Raw genomic sequence first — 16,509 nt, 5'->3', positions numbered from 1 at the left:
GGGGGCCGCAAGGCCCCCGGTTGAAAGCACCGGCCCCCATCCTGTTCGCGCGTTTCCTAGGGGGCCGGTGTCCTTTAACGGGTTTTACCCCATTGACGCGCCGCCGCTACCCCTGGCTTTGGCTTTTTTCGCATCCGCGCCGCTGATCCAGAATGCCATCGACATCCAGGTTGCGATGTAGATCATCCCGATTGCCATGACGATCTCGCCCGGAATGGGGCCGATCCGCGCCCGTTCGGCGAATTGCGCCAGGCTTTCGACCTGGGTTGGGTGGACCAGCAGCTTGCCGATATAGGCGGCGGTCTGGATCATCAGAATCCACAGGTAATTGCGCCGCACCCGCCGCGCCATCGCGGTGGTAAAGCTGATATGGTATTGCGGCCGCAGGTAATCGTCGGCCAGAACCTTTTGCCAGTTCTCTTCGGTATGCAGGTCGCCGTCTTGCAGCATCGGCGCGTAGAAATGGGTCTCCATCCACCGCGACCGCGCCCGCCAGACGTTGAAATAGCGATAGCGCCGCGCCTCTTGCATCATGAAGAACAGGATCAGCACGCCCACCAGGATCAAGGGCAGCGGAGAGGCGTCGGGTGAGGCATAGGAAATCGACAGCGCCACGCCCAACGTGACCACGGCCCAGTTCGTGGTGGTATCAAGGCGTGTGCGCCAGATGGTGCTGCGATAGACCTCGCCACGATAAAGGTGCGCCAGCGCGCCGATTTCGGCGGGGGTGAATTCCTCTTCGTGGTCGATGCTGCGTTTTTCATGCGACGTGTCGTGGTCGTGCATAGCCCTTCCCTTGATTTTTTTGGCCTCTTGGCGGGCCTTTTGTCACAGTGTCATCTGTTTTGATCTGGGTCAAAGCCTATGCAAAGCCGTCATGCGACATGACAATCGCCAACAAATATTTTGGATGTATCAAAAGTGTCCGACACACAGACCCCCGAGCCGAAGCTTTACGCCGCCCGCGAACCCGTCTTTCCCCGCCGGGTCAGCGGCAAGTTCCGCACCCTGAAATGGTGGATCATGGCGATCACCCTGGGCATCTACTACCTGACGCCCTGGATTCGCTGGGATCGCGGGCCCAGCCTGCCCGATCAGGCGGTGCTGGTCGACATGGCGAACCGCCGGTTCTTTATGTTCTGGATCGAGATCTGGCCGCATGAATTCTATTTCATCGCGGGTCTGCTGATCATGGCGGGGCTGGGGCTGTTTCTGTTCACCTCGGCGCTGGGCCGAGTCTGGTGCGGCTATGCCTGCCCACAGACGGTCTGGACCGACCTCTTTATCCTGGTCGAACGCTGGGTCGAGGGTGACCGCAACAAGCGCGTCAAGCTGTGGAACGCCAAGTGGGATGCGCGCAAGATCCGTCTGCGCATGACCAAATGGATTCTATGGTTCCTGATCGCCATCGCGACCGGGGGCGCGTGGGTGTTCTACTTTACCGATGCGCCGACACTGTTGGTCGACCTGGTGACCTTCAGCGCGCATCCGATCGCCTATACCACCATTGGCATCATGGCGCTGTTCACCTTCGTGTTCGGCGGTTTCATGCGCGAACAGGTCTGTATCTACATGTGCCCGTGGCCGCGCATCCAGGCCGCGATGATGGACGAAGACACGCTGGTTGTTGGTTATCGCAGCTGGCGCGGCGAGCCGCGCGGCAAGCACCGCAAGGGCGCCAATGCCGATCAGCTGGGCGATTGCATCGACTGTATGGCCTGTGTGAACGTCTGCCCGGTGGGGATCGACATCCGCGAAGGTCAGCAGCTGGCCTGTATCACCTGCGCGCTGTGTATCGACGCCTGCGACGACGTGATGGACAAGATCGGCAAACCGCGTGGTCTGATCGACTATATGGCCTTTACCGACGAACAGCGCGAACGCGAAGGCAACACGCCCAAATCGGTGTGGAAGCACGTCTTCCGCCCGCGCACCATCCTTTACACCGCGCTGTGGTCGCTGGTGGGTGTCATCCTGCTGGTGGCGCTGTTCATCCGCTCGGATATCGACATGACCGTTTCGCCGGTTCGCAACCCGGTCTACGTCACCATGTCCGACGGCACGATCCGCAACGCCTATGACCTGCGCCTGCGCAACAAGCATGGCGAAGAGCGGCCGTTTCATATTACTGTAAAGGGCGATCCGACTCTGCGCGTGCAGCTCGAAGGGTCGATCTACGAAGTGGTCAATGTGCCCGCCGACACGATGAAGATTCAGCGTGTCTATGTCATGGCGCCTCCGGGATCGGATGCGGCCAAGTCCGAGCGCACCGAGTTCCGCTTCTGGATCGAGGACACTTCGAACGGCGACCGCGCGTCGACTGACACGGTGTTCAACGGAACTGGAAAGTGATCATGGCAGGCAAACCGCTAACCGGGCGAACGGTCTTTATCATCACGGCCTCGGCCTTTGGCGTGATCATTGCCGTCAACGTGGTGATGGCCTGGCTGGCGATCGACACGTTCCCCGGGCTTGAGGTCAAGAACACCTATGTCGCCAGCCAAGAATTCGACGCCCGCCGCGAGGCGCAGCAGCGCCTGGGCTGGGATGTCGAAAGCACCTACGAAAACGGCACGCTGGAGCTGGTCTTTACCGGCCCCGGCGGCGCCTCGGTCATCCCCGAGGACATGCAGGTTCTGCTGGGTCGCACCACCGAATCGCGCAGCGATATTCGCCCCGAGTTCACAGGCTATGCTGGTCGCTACACGGCGCCGGTGCAGCTGGACCGGGGCAAGTGGATGATGCAGATCGAGGCGGTGGCCGAGGATGGCACCGAGTTTCGCCGCCGGTTGGAACTGTTTGTCAGGGGTTGATCCATGACCGCCACTTTTAGCCCGCGCCCTTCGGCCTGTCCGGCTTGTGCGGTGACACCCGCCGCCGAAAAGCTGGCCGAGGCCCGCGCCGCGACCGAGGCGCGGCTGATGCTGTCGCTGCCCACGATCCATTGCGCGGGCTGTATCTCGACGGTCGAACGCGGCCTCAATGCCGCGCCCGGCGTGCGCTCGGCGCGGGTGAACCTGACGCTGAAACGCGTGGCGGTCGAGGCAGAGCCCGACATTACCGCCGAGGATCTGGTCAAGGTGGTCGAAGGCCTGGGCTACGAGGCGCACGAGCTTGACCCCGGCGTGATCTCGGCCACGGCCACCGACAAGGCGGGCCGCGATATCCTGATGCGCATGGCGGTGGCGGGCTTTGCCATGATGAACGTCATGCTGTTGTCGGTCGCGGTGTGGTCGGGCGCAACCGACGCGACGCGCGATCTGTTTCACTGGATCTCGGCGGCGATCGCGCTGCCCACCATCGCCTTTTCGGGCCAGCCGTTCTTTCGCAATGCTTGGGCTGCGCTGTCGGCGCGGCATCTGAACATGGATGTGCCGATCTCGCTGGCGATCCTGCTGGCGGGGGGCATGTCGCTTTATGAAACCATGCTGTCGGGCCGCCATGCCTATTTCGACGCGGCGCTGTCGCTGACCTTCTTCCTGCTGGCCGGGCGGTATCTCGATCACCGCACCCGTGCCGTGGCGCGTTCGGCGGCCGAGGAACTGGCCGCGCTTGAGGTGCCGCGCGCGCTGCGGATCGGTGCTGATGGCGAAGAGACCGTGGCCATTTCCGCCATCGCCGTTGGTGATGTCGTGCGGGTGAAACCCGGCGCGCGCGTGCCGGTCGATGGCGTGGTGATCGCGGGTCAGTCCGAGATCGACCGGTCGCTGCTGACCGGCGAAACCCTGCCCGTCTTTGCGGGCGAGGGCCAGGTTCTTAGTGCCGGCGAGGTCAACCTGACCGGCCCGCTTGATGTGCGCGTGACCGCCGCGGGCGAAGACAGCTCGCTGCACCGCATGGCCGATCTGGTTGCGATCGCGGAAAGCTCGAAAAACCGCTATACCTCGCTGGCCGACCGGGCCGCGCAGATCTATGCGCCGGGCGTTCATTTGCTGGCGCTCTTTGCCTTTATCGGCTGGCTGGTGATCAGTGGGGGCGATGTGCGCCTGGCGCTGAACATTGCCGTGGCCGTGCTGATCATCACCTGTCCCTGCGCGTTGGGTCTGGCCGTTCCGGCCGTGACCACGGCGGCCTCGGGGCGGCTGTTCAAGCGCGGGATGCTGATCAAGGATGGCACCGCTCTGGAACGTCTGGCCGAGGTCGATACCGTTGTCTTCGACAAGACCGGCACCCTGACGCTGGGCATGCCGCAGCCGACTAACATGGGCGATCACGCCCGTCGTGACCTGGAAATCGCTCTGGCGCTGGCGGCGGCTTCGGCCCATCCGCTGGCCGCCGCGCTGGCCCGCGAGGCCGGGCGTGCGGGCATCCACCCGGCTAATGTGTCAAGCATCGCCGAAGTGCCGGGCCATGGCATCGAAGGCCGGATCGGCGATCAGCAGGTGCGGTTCGGCCGCGCCGAATGGCTGGGCGCCGCGGCGGGCTCTGAGACCGCCGCCTGGCTGCGCGTGGGCAATGCCGCCCCGGTGGAGTTTACCTTTGCCGACAGCCTGCGCCCCGGCGCCCAAGAGGCCGTGACCGGCCTGCTGCAACAGGGCATCACCGTGCATCTGGTGTCGGGCGACGCGCCTGCGCCGGTGGCCGATCTGGCCGCGCGTCTGGGTATCGAACACTGGCAGGCCGCGACCCTGCCGCAAGACAAGGCGGCCTTTGTGCAGGGGCTGGCCCAGGCCGGGCAGCGCGTGCTGATGGTGGGTGACGGGCTGAATGATACGGCGGCGCTGGCGGCGGCGCATGTGTCGATCTCGCCCTCGTCGGCGCTGGATGCGGCGCGGGTGGCATCGGATATCGTGCTGCTGGGCGCCGATCTGTCGCCGCTGGGCGACTCGTTGATTACCGCCCGCAAGGCGACCCGCCGGATCAAGGAAAACTTTGCCATTTCCCTGGGCTACAACGTCATCGCCGTGCCGATTGCGCTGGCCGGGTTCGCCACGCCGCTGGCTGCGGCCTTGGCGATGTCCTTGTCGTCGATTACGGTGTCGCTGAACGCATTGCGCCTGAGGTAACCCATGGAAACGCTGGTCTATCTGATCCCGATCTCGCTGTTCCTGGGGGGGCTGGGGCTGGTGGCGTTCTTCTGGGCGCTGCGCTCGCGTCAGTTCGAAGACCCCGACGGCGACAGTCAGCGCTTTCTCAGCACTGACTGGGACGATCACCCCAAACCCTGATCAGATTACGATGCCGGCCCGATGGTCGCGCATTCGGTGCCGCGCGCAGACAGGCGGCGGCACGCCAGATCGGCGTCTTCGCGGGTCATGCCGACGAAGTTGGCGTTAAAGCCGCGGCTGGTCTGGTTGACCTTGCGCAGGGCGTCATCCAGCGTTTCGATCTCGACCAGCGCGGTTTGCAGCAGCACGCGTTCGGCCTGATAGCGTGACGGATACAGCCCCACATTGATGCCCCACAGGCGCCCGCCCGAGGTCGAGACCCGGGTGACGATTTCCTGCCCGCTTTCGGGCGCGGGGGCGGCCGCAGGGGCCGGTTCGGGTGCCAGCGAGGCCAGCATCAGGCGTTCCGGCCGGGCGCGCGGGGTGGCATCGGCGGGGATGCGGGCGGCCAGCGCGGTTTCCGTAGACGGCGTGTTCTGGGCCTCGGGCGCGGCTTCGGCCAGTTGCGGCTCGGCGGTTTCGGCCGTCGGCGTTTCCACCGGTGCCTCGATTGCGGCCTGCAGCGCGCTTTCGATGCCGTCCTGCATGGCGATCAGCACCTCTGGGGGCGGGGCCTGCACCGGGCGGGCGCGCGGCACGGGCGAGGTCTTGAGGCTGGCGATCTGGGTCGGTGCGTTGTTGCCGACGCGGCCCAGATAGCTGGGCTTGCCAGGCCGGTTTACCGCGACCCGCGTCGGGGCACGGCGAAAGCCGATATCCAGCAACTCGGCCACCTGGGCGTTGCGCGACGCAGACGAGCGCCCGCCGAAAACGGTGGCGATGATGCGTTCCTGCCCACGCTCGGCCGAGGCCACAAGGTTGAACCCGGCGGCGCGGGTATAGCCCGTCTTGATGCCGTCGGCGCCCTTGTAGCTGCCCAGAAAGCGGCGGTTGGTATTGGCCACCGTCTTGCCGCCGGCATCGGCGGTGCGGCGCGAGAACAGGTTGTAATAGTCGGGATAGTCATAGAACACGTGCCGGCCCAGCGTGGTCATGTCGCGGGCGGTCGACAGGTGACCGGCCTCGGTCAGGCCATTGGCGTTCTTGAAGGTCGTGCGGCTCATGCCCATCGACTTGGCGGTGCGGTTCATGCGGCGCGCGAATGCGGCCTCGGACCCTTCGATCGCCTCGCCGATGGCGGTGGCGGCATCGTTGGCCGATTTCACCGCTGCCGCGCGGATCAGGTAGCGCAGCTTGATCTTTTGCCCGGCCCGCAGGCCCAGTTTCGACGGCGGCTCGGCCGCGGCATTGCGAGAGATCGTGACCTCGGTATCCAGCGAGATCTCGCCATGCTCGATCGCCTCGAAGGCGATGTAGAGCGTCATCATCTTGGTCAGAGAGGCCGGGTGCAGCCGGGTATCGGCATTGCGCGAATGCAGCACCTCGCCCGATCGCGCGTCGATCACCATGGCGGCATAAGGCGCAGCCATGGCCACGGGCGCGGCCAAAAGGAACACAAGCGTCAGAAACGCGCGAAGAATGCCCACGGGGGAGAGGTGCCGGAAAACCTGCACGATACCTGCCTTTACTGCCTCATTCCGCCCGGTTTTCCGGGTCGGATCTTGATTTGTTTTGCCAAGCCTAGCACAGGGTATGCATTCGGAAAACACCCTATTTTCAACGGATTTGCCGTGGGTGCTGGCACGAGGCTAGATGTTGGGGCGTGCGCTCGGGCAGGGGCCAGATCAACCCAGATCGCTTACCAGACGCGGCAATTCGCCCAGATCGGGCAACTCGCGATAGCGCGGATGGGTGCGGGGGGGCTCGGCATGTTCCAGCTCCCATGTCAGGTCATGCGGGACATAGACCCCCCAGGCCCCGGCCTCGATCGCGGGGATGACATCGGATTTCAGCGAATTGCCCACCATCAGCGCCGCCCCGGCCCCGCTGCCATGGCGGGTGAAGATGTCGGTATAGATGTGCGGGGTTTTGTAGCTGACGATCTCGACGCCATCGAACAGATCGCCCAGCCCCGATTGCGCCAGCTTGCGTTCCTGATCCAAGAGGTCGCCCTTGGTGATCAGCAGGATGCGGTGGCTGGCGGCCAGGCCCTCGACCGCTTCGCGGGCATGGGGCAGCAGGTGGATGGGGTGGCGCAGCATGTCCTGACCGGCGGCCAGCAGCTCGGCGATGACCGAGGCGGGCACGCGTTCCTCGGTGACCTCGATCGCGGTTTCGATCATCGACAGCACAAAGCCCTTTATGCCGAACCCATAGTGGCCGACATTGCGGCGCTCGGCCGCCAGCAGGCGGTCATGCAGGTGGTCGCGATCGGTAAAATCGGCCAGCAATTCGGCGAATCGTTCCTGGGTCAGGCGAAAGAACTGTTCGTTCTGCCAAAGGGTATCATCCGCATCAAAGCCGATTGTCGTGATTTGAGCGCCCATTTGGCCTCCTACATGGGGTCACAGTGGCCCTTAAGCCTTTTCAGGCCGGTCGCCGTCCCTATATATGAGGCCCGAACCTATTGTCATTGCAACCACCACGGAGCCGGCGTCGTGCGCATCACTGCCGCCACCATGTCCGATAAAGACGACAGCCCCGAAGGCGAAGCCGGCGTTCTGACCCAGACGCGGCCCAAGACGCAGCGCCCGCCGCTGTACAAGGTGCTGATCCTCAATGACGACTACACGCCGATGGAATTCGTGGTGCATGTGCTGGAACGGTTCTTTGGTCTCAACCACGCCCAGGCGTTCGAGCTGATGCTGACCGTGCACAAGAAAGGCGTCGCGGTCGTGGGGGTCTTTACCTACGAGATCGCCGAGACCAAGGTTGCGCAGGTGATGGATTTCGTCCGCCGCCACCAGCACCCGCTGCAATGCACGCTTGAAAAGGAATAGGGCGCGCCCCTAGCCATCACATGTCCCATTCCCGTTTGACACTGGCGCTGGAAACCGGCGCGGCCGTGCTGCCCGATGATGGTCTGATCGCGGTGATCGGGCCCGATGCGGGGGCCGATCTGTCGGCCCTGCCGCGCGACCGGGTGCAGATCATCCAGGGCTTTCGCCCCGATCACGACGCCTGGGCCGGGCGCGGCTATCAAGTGGTGACCGATCTGGGCGATGACTATGCGGCGGCGGTGGTGTTCGTGCCGCGCGCCAAGGCGCAGGCCCGGCTGTGGCTGGCCCGCGCGCTGGCCGCGACCAAGGGCGGTTTGGTGATCGTCGATGGCCAGAAAACCGACGGTATCGACAGCCTGTTCAAGGACTGCCGCAAGCGCGCCGCCTGTTCACCCGCCCTGTCGAAATCGCATGGCAAGCTGTTCAGCCTGACCGGCGACGCCGCCGATCTGGCCGACTGGGCCGCGCCGGACCACCAGGCGCCCGAGGGGTTCGAAACCCAGCCGGGCGTGTTTTCCGCCGATGCGGTCGACCGGGGCTCGGCCCTGCTGGCGCAGGCCTTGCCGGCCAAGATCAAGGGCCGCGTGGCCGATCTGGGCGCGGGTTGGGGCTATCTGTCGGCGCAGGTGCTGGACCGCGCCGCGATCACCGAGCTGCACCTGATCGAGGCCGATCACGCCGCGCTGGATTGCGCGCGCCGCAACGTGACCGACCCGCGTACGCAGTTTCACTGGGCCGATGTCACCAAGTTCAAACCGGGCGTGAAATTCGATGTCATCCTCTGCAACCCGCCCTTTCACACCAGCCGCGCCGCCGATCCGGCGCTGGGTGTGGCCTTTCTGGCGGCGGGCGCGCGGATGCTGACGCCCGGCGGCGAGATGTGGATCGTCGCCAACCGCCATCTGCCCTACGAGCGCAGCCTGGCCACGCTGTTCCGCGACGTGGCCGAAATGGGCGGCGACACCGGGTTCAAGATCATCCGCGCCGCGCACCCTCTGGGGGTCTCTCGCCCCCGGCGGTGAAACTCTCTAACCTCTGGACAGGGAATCAGGAGATCCTGGCATGAGCTTTTCCATCGCTGGCAAAACCGCCATCGTCACCGGCGCCGCGAATGGCATCGGCCTGGCTATCGCCCGTCATTTCGCCGAGCATGACGCCAATGTCGTGTTCGCCGACATGGATGAAAAATCGCTGATCGAACAGGTGGGCGAGGCCGCCCAAACCGAGGGCAATATCCGCTATTTCGCGGGCGATCTGCGCGAAAAGCTGACCATTGCCAACCTGCTGTCGGCCACGATCGACGCGTTCGAGCGTGTCGATATCCTGGTCAACGCCAGCCGCCAGCTGCTGACCTCGGACCCGCTTAACCCCGATGACGACGCGGTTGAACAGCTGTTGCAGCAAAACCTGATGACCAGCCTGCGCATGTCGCAATGCGTGGCGCGGCGGATGATCAAGCAGGCCGAGGACGAAGAGCGCGAGGATGGCACGATCGGCACGATCATCAACCTGTCGTCGATCGCGGCGCGGCGGACGCATCCGTCGCTGTTGGGCTATTCGGTCAGCTGCGCGGCGCTGGACCAGATGACCCGCTCGCTGGCGGTGGCCATGGCGCCGCATCGCATTCGGGTGAATGCGGTGGCGTTCGGCTCTGTTCTCAGCGACAGCCTGAAAACCAGCCTGCGCGAGCACACCGATTACCGCGCCGATATTCGCGACCACACGCCGCTGGCGCGGATCGCCAAACCGTCAGAGGTGGCCGAGGCGGCGCAGTTCCTGGCCTCGGACGCGGCCAGTTTCATGACCGGGCAGATCTTGACCGTCGATGGCGGCCGCACCCTGCTTGATCCGGTTGCGGCCCCGGCGCACTGATCCTTACGGGTGGGTGCGGGCGCATTGCGCCAGCGCTCGGTCGGCCTCTTCGCTGAGCACCGCATAGCGTTCGCGTAGCGATTTCAGCTTGGCCTTTTCGCTGGCCGTGTCGATGGCGACAGGGCGTTCGACCTCGACCGTATCCGAGCTGTTGCACAGCACCATTCCGACATTGCGGTTCGGATGATGGCCATAGCAGAACTGGAACCGCGGTTCGGTGCGCAGCTCTGTCTCGATGGCATAGCCACGTTTCAGGTTCTGTTCGGTTTCGATGATCAGCGCGCCCACGATGTCGCGGTCATGAACGGCGGCGCGGTCGCATTGCTGACGCGGGGTGGCGCAGGCGGCCAGGGCCAGCACCGGCAAAAGGGCAAGGGCGGTGTATCGCATGACAAGATCCTCGTTACGACCAGACCAATATAGGTGCGACACGGGGCCGAGACAATTCCGCACGTCGTCGCGGGGGCGGCTGGTGCGGTGCGGGCAAAGCTGTTAGTCAATCGCGCGACACGAATGGGAGGCCCGTCATGAGCGATGATTTCGACACCCGCAAAGCCCGCGCTTCGGCCTGGTTCCGAGAGCTGCGCGATCAGATCGTCGCGGCCTTCGAGGGGCTGGAAGACACGCAGGCGACCGGCCCCTTTGCCGGCAACACGCCGGGCCGGTTCGAGGTGACGGAAACCCGGCGCGCCTCGGCCGACGGCTCGGACGCCGGTGGCGGGTTGATGAGCGTGATGCGCGGCGGGCGCGTGTTCGAAAAGATCGGGGTGAATGTGTCCACAGTTTACGGCCAGCTGGGCGAGCGCGCGCAACAGGCCATGGCTGCGCGTGGCATTCCGGGCATGGCCGATGACCCGCGGTTCTGGGCCTCGGGCATCTCGCTGGTGGCGCATATGCAAAACCCGCACACCCCTGCCGTTCACATGAATACCCGCATGTTCTGGACGCCCCATGCCTGGTGGTTTGGCGGCGGGTCCGACCTGAACCCCTGCATCGAATATGCCGAGGACACCGCGCATTTCCATGCCGTTCAGAAAGAACACTGCGACCGCCACGATGCGGGCTATTACCCGCGCTTCAAGGAATGGGCGGACGAATATTTCTATGTGCCGCATCGCAACCGCGCGCGCGGTGTGGGCGGTATTTTCCTAGACGACCACAACACCGGCGACTGGGAGGCCGATTTCGCCTTTATCCAGGACGTGGGCCGCGCCTTTCTGCCCGCCTTTGTGCCGGTGACGGAAAAGCGTCGCGACACGCCCTGGACCGAGGCCGACAAGGACGCGCAGCTGGTGCATCGCGGGCTCTATGCCGAATACAACCTAGTCTATGACCGGGGCACCAAATTCGGCCTGGAAACCGGCCATGACGCCAATGCCGTGCTGATGAGCCTGCCGCCGCTGGCCAAATGGGTGTAACCGGCGCGCGATGCTGATCCTGTTCAACAAGCCCTTCAACGTGCTGTCGCAATTCACCGACAAGGGCAACGAGGGCTCGGATCGGCAGACATTGTCCGATTACATCGACGTGCCGAATGTCTATGCCGCCGGGCGGCTGGATCGCGACAGCGAGGGGTTGCTGCTGCTGACCGATGACGGGCGGCTGCAAAACCGCATTGCCAGCCCCAAGGCCAAGATGCCGAAAACCTATTGGGTGCAGGTCGAGGGCATTCCCGATGAGGCCGCCCTTGCGGCGCTGCGCGATGGCGTCGCGCTGAACGACGGCCAGACCCGCCCGGCCAAGGTGCGCCGCATCGACGAACCCGCAGGCCTCTGGCCCCGCACGCCCCCGGTGCGGTTTCGCAAATCGGTGCCCGATTGCTGGATCGAACTGACCATCACCGAGGGCCGTAACCGCCAGGTGCGCCGCATGACCGCCGCCGTGGGCCACCCCACTCTGCGCCTGATCCGCTATCGCATTGGCGAGTGGTCGATCGACGGGCTGGCCAGCGGAAAATGGCGGCCGGCCTAGGTTTGGTCTCTACTTGGTCAGCAAACATGCTAGGCTGATGCCCTCACACACTCGCAATATCTGAGGGACGACATGGCTGATATCCGAACCACAAAAGGGCGCGGGCGCCGTTACGACAGCGTGCTGGACACGATCGGCGATACGCCGACGATTCGCGTCAACAACCTGGGGCCGGACGGGGTAACGGTTTATGTAAAATTCGAGGCCTTCAATCCCGGCGGCTCGGTCAAGGACCGTCTGGCGGTGAACATCATCGAGGCGGCCGAGCGTGATGGCCGGCTGAAACCGGGCCAGACCGTGGTCGAGGCCACCAGCGGCAACACCGGGATCGGTCTGGCGATGGTCTGCGCGCAAAAGGGCTATCCGCTGGTCGTGACCATGGCCGACAGTTTCTCGATCGAGCGCCGACGCCTGATGCGGATGCTGGGCGCCAAGGTCGTGCTGACCCCGCGCGCGCAAAAGGGCTTTGGCATGTATCAAAAGGCCAAGGAGCTGGCCGAGGCCAATGGCTGGTTCCTGGCGCATCAGTTCGAAACCGACGATAACGCCGATATTCACGCCGCCACCACCGCGCAGGAAATCCTGAGCGATTTCGCGGGCGAGCGGCTGGATTACCTGGTGACGGGCTATGGCACCGGCGGCACCGTGTCGGGCGTCGGACGCGTGCTACGCAAGGAACGGCCCGAGACCAAGATCATCCTCTCGGAACCCGCCAATGCCGCGCTGGTCAACAGCGGCACCGGTCAGGAACGCAATGCCGAGGGCGAACCCGCGGCCAGCCACCCCGCGTTCGAGCCGCACCCCATCCAGGGCTGGACGCCCGATTTCATCCCGCTGGTGCTGCAAGAGGCGATCGACGGGAAATACTACGATCAGCTGATCCCGGTGCCCGGCCCCGTCGGCATCGAATGGGCACGCAAGCTGGCCGCGAAAGAGGGTATCTTTACCGGCATCTCGGGCGGCTCGACCTTTGCCATCGCCATGCAGATCGCCGAAAAGGCCGACCCCGGCAGCGTGATCCTGGTGATGCTGCCCGACACCGGCGAACGCTATCTGTCGACCCCGCTGTTCGAAGGCATTGCCGAGGACATGGACGACGAAGAGGTGGCGATCTCGAAATCGACGCCGGGCTATCAGATGGGGTGATCTCTGGCCGCGTCAGGCCAGATGACGATCATGATGCAGGCGCGCTGGGATGTGCGCCTGCATTCCCCGATTACCCTTGTGCCTGCTTTTTCCGGGCGGCTTGCTGGGCTTCGAATTTTTCCCACACATGCATCCGCCCTTTCTGCCGGGCATCGGCCAGCCACATTTTGCGGCGGGCATCGGCGACCTCTAGATTGCGGTATTTTCCACCTGAAAATTTAGCCCAGTCGATCGCCAGACCAAGTTTGACTATTTCGGCGGACAGATCCCGGCCATCGGGCAGATAGCATTTCGCGACGGTGCGCCCATAGGCATCCTGTTCCGTCACCTCGGCCCGGATGGTCTGCCCCTTGCAAAGCCTCATCATGCCGCGTTTGGCGCGGACGCCATACGGGTGGTTCATCTCGGGCGCGTCGACACCGAACAGGCGGATTTGGGTTTTTCGGATGACCAGTGTGTCGCCGTCCACGACAAAGGCGGGGCCGCTAAGGACGATAGGGGCAGGCGTCGGTTGGGCTGAATGGGTATCAAATGGCTGGGGCTGCTGCTCGCGCGCGGGTGCGGGGCGGGACGGGGGCGTCTTGTCGTCAGGCGTGCGGCCGATCAGATAAAGCACAACCGCCGAAGCGGCGAGGAACAGAAATAAGGCCATCCAAAACCACCCGACACGTGAAGCGTTAAATATCCTGAAGATTTCAACGTATAGTGGCGCGCGGTGCCCGAGTAGGGGCAAGGCTGGAAAAACTCTGTTTCTGGCCGGGGCGTCAGCCCCGGATCGCGTCGATCATGATTTGCACATTGTCGGGGTTGGCGTCGGGGGTGATGCCGTGGCCCAGATTGAAAATGTGCGGGCCCTTGGAAAACGCCTGTTTGATACGCTTGGTCTCGTCGATCAGGGCCTGGCCGCCGGTGACCATGTGACCCGGCGCCAGGTTGCCCTGCACGCAGCCATCGACCTGCACATTCGCCGCCGCCCAGTCGGCCGACACCGAATTGTCCAGCGCGACGCAATCGGCGCCGGTGGCCTTGGCGAAACCGATATAGTTGTCGCCCGCCTCACGCGGGAAGGCGATGACCGGCACGCCGGGGTGGCGGGCGTTCAGCGCGGTGATGATTTCCTTGGCCGGTTGCAGGGCATAGCGCTCAAAGGCCTCGCCTTTCAGCGAGCCGGCCCAGCTGTCGAAAATCTTGACGACCTCGGCCCCGGCCTCGATCTGTTTCGACAGGTATTCGATGGTGCCCTTGGTGATCAGGTCGATCAGCGCGTCGAACACCGGCTGGTTCTCGGTGCGCAGCGCGTGGGCCGGGCCCTGATCCTTGGTGCCGCGCCCGGCGATCATGTAGGTGGCCACCGTCCAGGGCGCGCCGGCAAAGCCGATCAGCGTGGTCTCGGCCGGCAATTCGCGCGACAGGATGCGCACGGTTTCGTAGATCGGGCTTAGCACCTCGTCGATATCGCCCACGCCTTTCAGCGCGTCGAAATCGGCCTGGGTGGTCACGGTCGACAGGCGCGGGCCTTCGCCGGTGACGAACCACAGATCGGCGCCCAGCGCCTGCGGCAGCAGCAGGATATCGGCAAACAGGATCGCCGCGTCGAACCCGTAGCGGCGGATCGGTTGCAGCGTGACCTCGGCGGCCAGTTCGGGGTTATAACACAGCGACAGGAAATCGCCGGCCTGCGCCCGCGTGGCGCGGTATTCGGGCAGGTAGCGGCCCGCCTGACGCATCATCCATACCGGCGGCACATCCTGAACCTCGCCTGCCAGCGCGCGCATCAGTTTCTTGGTCTCGGCCATGTCTTTCCCCGTCTGTTGCTGCTGGGCGTCGTCGCCCGCCTGCGCCAACATGTCAAGAGCGGGGGCATTGCAAGGTCAATCTGACGCGCGTAAGGAACGGGGCATGACGAATACGCTTCCTACACCCGCTTCTCCGCTGAAAATCGGCACGCGCGGCTCGCCGCTGGCGCTGGCACAGGCCTACGAGACCCGCGCCCGCCTGATGGCGGCGTTTGACCTGCCCGAAGAGGCGTTCGAAATCGTGGTCATCAAGACCACGGGCGACAACATGGCGATGATCAACGCCGACCGCCCGCTGAAAGAGATCGGCGGCAAGGGTCTGTTCACCAAGGAAATCGAAGAGGCGATGCTGTCGGGCGACATCGACATCGCCGTGCATTCGATGAAGGACATGCCGGTCGAACAGCCGGGCGGGCTGGTGCTGGATTGCTATCTGCCGCGCGAAGATGTGCGCGATGCGTTCGTATCGCCGCATGTAGGTGCGCTGGCCGATCTGCCGCAGGGCGCGGTTGTGGGCACCTCGTCGCTGCGCCGCCGGGCACAGCTGTTGGCGCGGCGGCCCGATCTGAATGTCGTGGAATTTCGCGGCAACGTGCAGACCCGGCTGAAAAAGCTGGAAGATGGCGTGGCCGTTGCGACCTTCCTGGCGATGGCCGGCCTGACCCGTCTGGGTCGGACAGAGGTGGTGACCGCCGCCATCGAGCCCGAGGACATGCTGCCCGCCGTGGCCCAGGGCGCGATCGGCATCGAACGCCGCGGTGATGACACCCGCGTGGCTGAGATGTTGCAGGCCATTCACCACATCCCCACTGGCCAGCGCCTGGCCGCCGAGCGCGCCTTTCTGGCTGCGCTGGACGGGTCGTGCCAGACGCCGATCGGCGGTTTGGCCGAGCTGGATGGCGACACCTTGCGCCTGCGCGGCGAGATCCTGCGCCCCGACGGCAGCGAGGTTCTGCGCGATGACGTGACCTGTGCGATTGCCGACGGGGCCGAGGCCGGTCGCCAGATGGCGCTGGGCCTGCGCGCGCAGGCGGGCGAGGGGTTCTTTACCCTTTAATTGCCGGTGATCTCGATCAGCTGTTCCACATAGGGGCCGATGTCATTGACGATCAGCGCCACGCCTTCGGCCGTGGGGTGCAGCCCGTCGGGTTGCAGGTAATCGGTGATTGCGCCCTCTTTGGCCGCCTGATCGGCAATGGCCGACATGAAATGCACGTAATGCAGCGTGTCATATTGCGCGGCCAGTTCGGGATAGATCGCGTCGAACTCGCGCTGGTAGTCGGGGCCGTAATTGGCGGGCGCGGCGATGCCGATCAGCAGAATGGGCAGGCGGTGTTCCTGCGCTTTTTGAATGATCGCCTCAAGGTTTGCGCGGGTCACGGCGGGATCAACCCCGCGCAGCATGTCATTGGCGCCAAGCTCGATCATCAGCGCATCGACATCGGGCGTCAGCGTCCAGTCGATGCGTGACAGCCCGCCGGCGCTGGTATCACCCGATACGCCCGCGTTGATCACCCGCACCTCGTGGCCGTGACCCACCAGCCAGCGCGACAGCTGCGGCACGAACCCGTCCTGTTCGATCAGCCCATAGCCCTGAGTCAGGCTGTCACCCAGCGCGGCGATGGTCACGGGCTCTGCCCGCAGGGGCAGCGCGGCCACGAAAGCCAGCCCCAACCCCGCAAACAGGTTGCGCAGCGCGCCCATTGACCCATATCGACGGGTAAGCAGCATTACAGG

Annotated in this window: 18 protein-coding genes; 11 read left to right on the top strand and 7 right to left on the bottom strand. The window is 64.6% G+C overall.

All coding sequences use genetic code 11. From position 1 onward, the window contains the following. Positions 1–84: 84 nt before the first annotated feature. The gene (locus tag OE856_RS12350; RefSeq protein ID WP_263716435.1) at positions 85–786 is read right to left on the bottom strand and encodes a DUF2270 domain-containing protein; all 702 of its coding nucleotides are present in this window, start codon (positions 784–786) and stop codon (positions 85–87) included. A gap of 135 nt (positions 787–921) precedes the next feature. Between OE856_RS12350 and ccoG the strand changes: the two genes are divergently transcribed. From ccoG to ccoS, 4 genes are read left to right on the top strand one after another with little or no spacing between them, the layout of a single operon-like run. Next, positions 922–2,352, top strand: a complete 1,431-nt coding sequence (gene ccoG, locus OE856_RS12345) for a cytochrome c oxidase accessory protein CcoG (protein ID WP_263716434.1) — start codon at positions 922–924, stop codon at positions 2,350–2,352. Between the two features lie 2 nt (positions 2,353–2,354). Further along, the gene (locus OE856_RS12340) at positions 2,355–2,813 is read left to right on the top strand and encodes a FixH family protein (RefSeq protein ID WP_263716433.1); all 459 of its coding nucleotides are present in this window, start codon (positions 2,355–2,357) and stop codon (positions 2,811–2,813) included. Positions 2,814–2,816: 3 nt separating this feature from the next. Continuing rightward, positions 2,817–5,006, top strand: a complete 2,190-nt coding sequence (locus tag OE856_RS12335; RefSeq protein WP_263716432.1) for a heavy metal translocating P-type ATPase — start codon at positions 2,817–2,819, stop codon at positions 5,004–5,006. Between the two features lie 3 nt (positions 5,007–5,009). Then, on the top strand, positions 5,010–5,168 hold the full coding sequence (ccoS, locus tag OE856_RS12330) for a cbb3-type cytochrome oxidase assembly protein CcoS (protein ID WP_263716431.1): 159 nt from the start codon (positions 5,010–5,012) through the stop codon (positions 5,166–5,168). 5 nt (positions 5,169–5,173) lie between these two features. Here the strand turns inward: ccoS and OE856_RS12325 are convergent, their stop codons facing one another. Both OE856_RS12325 and OE856_RS12320 read right to left on the bottom strand, forming a co-directional pair. Further along, positions 5,174–6,577, bottom strand: a complete 1,404-nt coding sequence (locus OE856_RS12325) for a serine hydrolase (protein ID WP_263716510.1) — start codon at positions 6,575–6,577, stop codon at positions 5,174–5,176. 255 nt (positions 6,578–6,832) lie between these two features. Continuing rightward, complete coding sequence (locus tag OE856_RS12320) at positions 6,833–7,534, bottom strand: HAD family hydrolase (RefSeq protein ID WP_263716430.1); 702 nt, start codon at positions 7,532–7,534, stop codon at positions 6,833–6,835. Between the two features lie 132 nt (positions 7,535–7,666). Between OE856_RS12320 and clpS the strand changes: the two genes are divergently transcribed. From clpS to OE856_RS12305, 3 genes are read left to right on the top strand one after another with little or no spacing between them, the layout of a single operon-like run. Beyond that, entirely contained in the window at positions 7,667–7,987 is a 321-nt protein-coding gene (gene clpS, locus OE856_RS12315) for an ATP-dependent Clp protease adapter ClpS (protein WP_263716509.1), read from the top strand. Between the two features lie 20 nt (positions 7,988–8,007). After that, positions 8,008–9,009, top strand: a complete 1,002-nt coding sequence (locus tag OE856_RS12310) for a class I SAM-dependent methyltransferase (protein WP_263716429.1) — start codon at positions 8,008–8,010, stop codon at positions 9,007–9,009. Positions 9,010–9,049: 40 nt separating this feature from the next. Next, positions 9,050–9,859, top strand: a complete 810-nt coding sequence (locus OE856_RS12305) for an SDR family NAD(P)-dependent oxidoreductase (protein ID WP_263716428.1) — start codon at positions 9,050–9,052, stop codon at positions 9,857–9,859. Between the two features lie 3 nt (positions 9,860–9,862). Here the strand turns inward: OE856_RS12305 and OE856_RS12300 are convergent, their stop codons facing one another. After that, positions 9,863–10,249, bottom strand: a complete 387-nt coding sequence (locus OE856_RS12300; protein ID WP_263716427.1) for a hypothetical protein — start codon at positions 10,247–10,249, stop codon at positions 9,863–9,865. A gap of 137 nt (positions 10,250–10,386) precedes the next feature. On the opposite strand from OE856_RS12300, the gene hemF reads away from it, so the two are divergent. The 3 genes from hemF (at position 10,387) to OE856_RS12285 (ending at position 12,976) form a co-directional block, all read left to right on the top strand. Further along, complete coding sequence (gene hemF / locus OE856_RS12295) at positions 10,387–11,277, top strand: oxygen-dependent coproporphyrinogen oxidase (protein ID WP_263716426.1); 891 nt, start codon at positions 10,387–10,389, stop codon at positions 11,275–11,277. A 10-nt stretch (positions 11,278–11,287) separates the two neighbouring features. Beyond that, complete coding sequence (locus OE856_RS12290; protein WP_263716425.1) at positions 11,288–11,830, top strand: rRNA large subunit pseudouridine synthase E; 543 nt, start codon at positions 11,288–11,290, stop codon at positions 11,828–11,830. Positions 11,831–11,902: 72 nt separating this feature from the next. Next, positions 11,903–12,976, top strand: a complete 1,074-nt coding sequence (locus tag OE856_RS12285; RefSeq protein ID WP_263716424.1) for a PLP-dependent cysteine synthase family protein — start codon at positions 11,903–11,905, stop codon at positions 12,974–12,976. A gap of 70 nt (positions 12,977–13,046) precedes the next feature. Here the strand turns inward: OE856_RS12285 and OE856_RS12280 are convergent, their stop codons facing one another. Further along, positions 13,047–13,709 carry a thermonuclease family protein gene (locus OE856_RS12280; protein WP_263716423.1) on the bottom strand — a complete coding sequence of 221 codons (663 nt, stop codon included), beginning with the start codon at positions 13,707–13,709 and terminating at the stop codon, positions 13,047–13,049. 31 nt (positions 13,710–13,740) lie between these two features. Beyond that, the gene (gene hemE, locus OE856_RS12275; protein WP_263716422.1) at positions 13,741–14,772 is read right to left on the bottom strand and encodes a uroporphyrinogen decarboxylase; all 1,032 of its coding nucleotides are present in this window, start codon (positions 14,770–14,772) and stop codon (positions 13,741–13,743) included. A gap of 103 nt (positions 14,773–14,875) precedes the next feature. Here hemE and hemC point away from each other — a divergent pair, with 103 nt between their 5' ends. After that, entirely contained in the window at positions 14,876–15,829 is a 954-nt protein-coding gene (gene hemC, locus OE856_RS12270) for a hydroxymethylbilane synthase (RefSeq protein WP_263716421.1), read from the top strand. Here hemC and OE856_RS12265 read toward each other — a convergent pair. Further along, positions 15,826–16,503, bottom strand: coding sequence for an arylesterase (locus OE856_RS12265; protein ID WP_263716420.1), 678 nt, complete (start codon positions 16,501–16,503; stop codon positions 15,826–15,828). The two genes, hemC and OE856_RS12265, sit on opposite strands and share 4 nt — an antisense overlap. Positions 16,504–16,509: the final 6 nt, after the last annotated feature.

This window comes from Actibacterium sp. XHP0104, assembly GCF_025751515.1.
Taxonomy (GTDB): Bacteria; Pseudomonadota; Alphaproteobacteria; order Rhodobacterales; family Rhodobacteraceae; genus Actibacterium_D.
Note: the sequence above shows the minus strand (reverse complement) of the source record. Positions and strands in the feature narration are given on the sequence as shown.